Here is a 2,926-nt window from a genome sequence, read left to right as displayed (position 1 = left end):
GTTCCTCGGCGGCGGGGTCGATGATCTCGGCGAGACCGTGAGCGATATCGCCGGGAACGGCGCCGGCGAGGGCGACGGAACCGACGCGGAGAACGGGACGACCGCCGACGGAGCGGGGGGTGCGTGACGTGACTGACCGCGCGCCCGACCTCGACGCGCTCGACAGGCGCACTTACCTCAAGGCGACCGGCGCCGCCGCCCTCGGGGCGACGGGCCTCGCCGGCTGTGTCGGTCGCGCGACGGGAACGCTCGCGACGCAGGTGACCGACCAGCCCGCCGACATCGGCGACTTCGAGTCGCTCGTCGTCACCGTCGAGGGGTTCTGGCTCGGCCCGGAGGGCGCCGATCCGGAGGAAGGTGACGCTGACGGCGCGAACGAGACCGACCCGGACGACGGGAGCGACGACACCGACGCCGGCGGGAACGAGACCACCGACGGCAACGGGACCGACGACGAGGGGGACGCCGCCGAGGGTCGCGAGTACTTCGAGTTCGACGAGTCACAGGAGGCTGACCTCGTCGAACTCCAGAACGGCGAGACGCAGCTGATCGACGAGCGGGAGCTCCAGACGGGCGAGTACCCGTACCTCCAGCTCGACGTGTCGTCGGCCGACGGGACCCTCACCGACGGGAGCGACGCGGCCGTCGATCTCCCGGGTAACGCGCCGCTGAAGTTCAACGAGCAGTTCGAGATCCGCGAGAACGCGCGGACGACGTTCACCGCGGACTTCGCGCCGGTGCTGCGCGGGAACGGCCGCTACCTCCTCCGCCCGGTGCCGAGCGGGATCGAGGTGGAGTACGAGTCCGAGGCGTCGGAGGACGGTTCGAGCGGCGAGAACTCGACCGACGGCGACTCGTAGCGACGCCGCGCTCTCCCGGTCCCCCGTTGGAGTCGCGGCCGCGTCCGGCGCTCGCAGGGGCGAGCGCGGACCGCACCGCGGCTTCGGGGTCAGGGCTGGGTCGGTTCCCGGGATTCGGGGACCGGGGGAATGCGCGCGTCGCTGCGAGCGGTTCCCGACGCAGAGCACCCGTCTGCTGTCAGAGGCACACGGCCCGCACGACCGCCCGAGCGACGACACGCCCGGGCGGTCTTTTCGCTTTCTGCGATCCGTCCGCCGTATCGGCGCCCAGTGTCCGCCGAGTCAGACCGTCGTCGCGTCCGACCGGAGGAACGTCCGGTAGAGCGGTCCGGCGAGTATCAGCACGCCGACGGCGGCCATGCCGAGGACCACGGCCGGGTCGACGAGCGACCCGCCGCTCGCCGCAAGGCGGTCGAGCGAGACGCCGACGGCGACCCCGGCGAGGACCCACGGGAGTTCGCCGAACGCGGTACCGGCGATGAACGGCCGGACGCCGACGCCGGCGGCCGCGGCCCCGACCGTCACCGCGTCCGACGGGAGCGGCAGCAGGCGGGTCCCGGTCACGGCGCGCACGCTCCCTGACTCGGCCGCGAAGCGCTCGCCGGCGCGACAGAACCTGTCGGCGATTCCCGACGCGTCGCCCGCGTTGGCGCCGTCTCGGAGGCGGAATCTCCCCGCCCGGGCGAGCGCGTACGGGGGGAGCGCGGTGCCGACGACGAGCGCGAGCGCGAGCGGCGTCCCGGCCCAGCCGTACCCGAAGCCGACGGCGACGGCAAGCAGGGTCGTGGGCCACGCGAGGAGCGGCCTGACCGCCGCGAGCGCGACGATCGCGGCGCCGAACCGCAGCGGGTCTGTCGCGAGCCACCGGAGCCGCGAGAGCGCCGCCTCGGGGGAGACCGCGAGGGTCACTGCCGCCACCGCCGCGACGAGGACCCCGGCGACCGCGTACCGTCCGAGCGCCGACCGGCGATTCACGCTCCGGCGTCCGCGGGCGTCCGGTAAACGCTTTGTGGGTGCGTCCGGCCGCCGCCGGGCAGCCGCCGGCTCAGGACAGCTTGCCGAGCGCCTCGAAGAAGTCGGAGGGGGGACCGGCGATCCGTATCGGTGGCGCGGCGCGTTCGACGGTCACTTCGGTCGGCCCGTCGAGCGCCGCGGTGTCGCGTCCGTCGCTGACGACGGTCGCCCCCGCGTCGTCCGCGACCGCGACGGTTATGCTCGCGTCGGCGTCGACGACGAGCGGTGGCATCCCGTCCTCGGCGACCATCTCGTTGACGATCAGCCCGTTCACCTCGGGGTGGACGAGGGGCCCGCGCTCGGAGAGGTTGTACGCGGTCGACCCGGTCGGCGTGGCCACGAGGACCCCGTCTGCGTGCCCCCCGGCGTACCGCGACCCGTCGACCCGCACCTCGTAGTCGATCCCGCCGCCGGGGCCGCGTCGGTCGCCCTGAATCACCACCTCGTTCGCGGCCGGCGTCGACGTCCAGCCGCCGGCGCTGGCGGCGAGCCGCGGGGCTTCCCGGACGTCCAGCCCCCCGTTCCGGAACGCCCGGACCTCGGCGCGGAGCGCCGCCGCCGCGTCGGCGGGCGGGACCGCGTTGAGGAACCCGACCTCGCCGAGGTTCACCCCGACGATGGGGGTGTCGCCGGCGTTGCGCGCGACGAACAGGAACGTGCCGTCGCCGCCGACGGCGACGACCAGGTCGCAGTCGTCGAACGCGTCGACCGCCCGGGCGTCGTCGCCCGCGTCGAGCGCGGCGGCGGTCTCCGCGTCGAGCCAGACGCTCTCTCCTTCTTCGGTGACGATGTCTCGGAGAGTCGCCGCGAGCGACGCCGCCCGCTCGCTGCCCTTTCGCGCGACGATGCCCACTTCCATGCGGAAGCCATCCCTGTCCCCGGATAAAAGCGTGCGGACATCGGGGAGCCCGATCGAGTTCTCAACGCGCGGGAGTTCGCCGGAAAGTTTCAAGCCGCTCGGTCGCGTTGCTCGGCTCATGCCGAACCCCCACGGGCGGCGGAAACGATGAGCGAGGAGGACGATTGGTTCGAGCGCGCGCTGCGCGAGACCG

At 73.7% G+C, this 2,926-nt stretch carries 3 protein-coding genes; 1 reads left to right on the top strand and 2 read right to left on the bottom strand.

Translation table 11 applies throughout. The annotated features are described in order from the left end of the window. Positions 1-128 precede the first annotated feature (128 nt). Complete coding sequence (locus Z052_RS10545) at positions 129-860, top strand: DUF4382 domain-containing protein (RefSeq protein ID WP_049932651.1); 732 nt, start codon at positions 129-131, stop codon at positions 858-860. 282 nt (positions 861-1,142) lie between these two features. Here the strand turns inward: Z052_RS10545 and Z052_RS10540 are convergent, their stop codons facing one another. Both Z052_RS10540 and Z052_RS10535 read right to left on the bottom strand, forming a co-directional pair. Beyond that, positions 1,143-1,835, bottom strand: coding sequence for a VTT domain-containing protein (locus Z052_RS10540; protein WP_094520618.1), 693 nt, complete (start codon positions 1,833-1,835; stop codon positions 1,143-1,145). A 70-nt stretch (positions 1,836-1,905) separates the two neighbouring features. Next, positions 1,906-2,733, bottom strand: coding sequence for an NAD(+)/NADH kinase (locus Z052_RS10535; protein ID WP_049932608.1), 828 nt, complete (start codon positions 2,731-2,733; stop codon positions 1,906-1,908). Positions 2,734-2,926 lie beyond the last annotated feature (193 nt).

Origin of the sequence: Halorubrum sp. C191 (assembly GCF_002727095.1) — an archaeon.
Taxonomy (GTDB): domain Archaea; phylum Halobacteriota; class Halobacteria; order Halobacteriales; family Haloferacaceae; genus Halorubrum; species Halorubrum ezzemoulense.
Note: the sequence above shows the minus strand (reverse complement) of the source record. Positions and strands in the feature narration are given on the sequence as shown.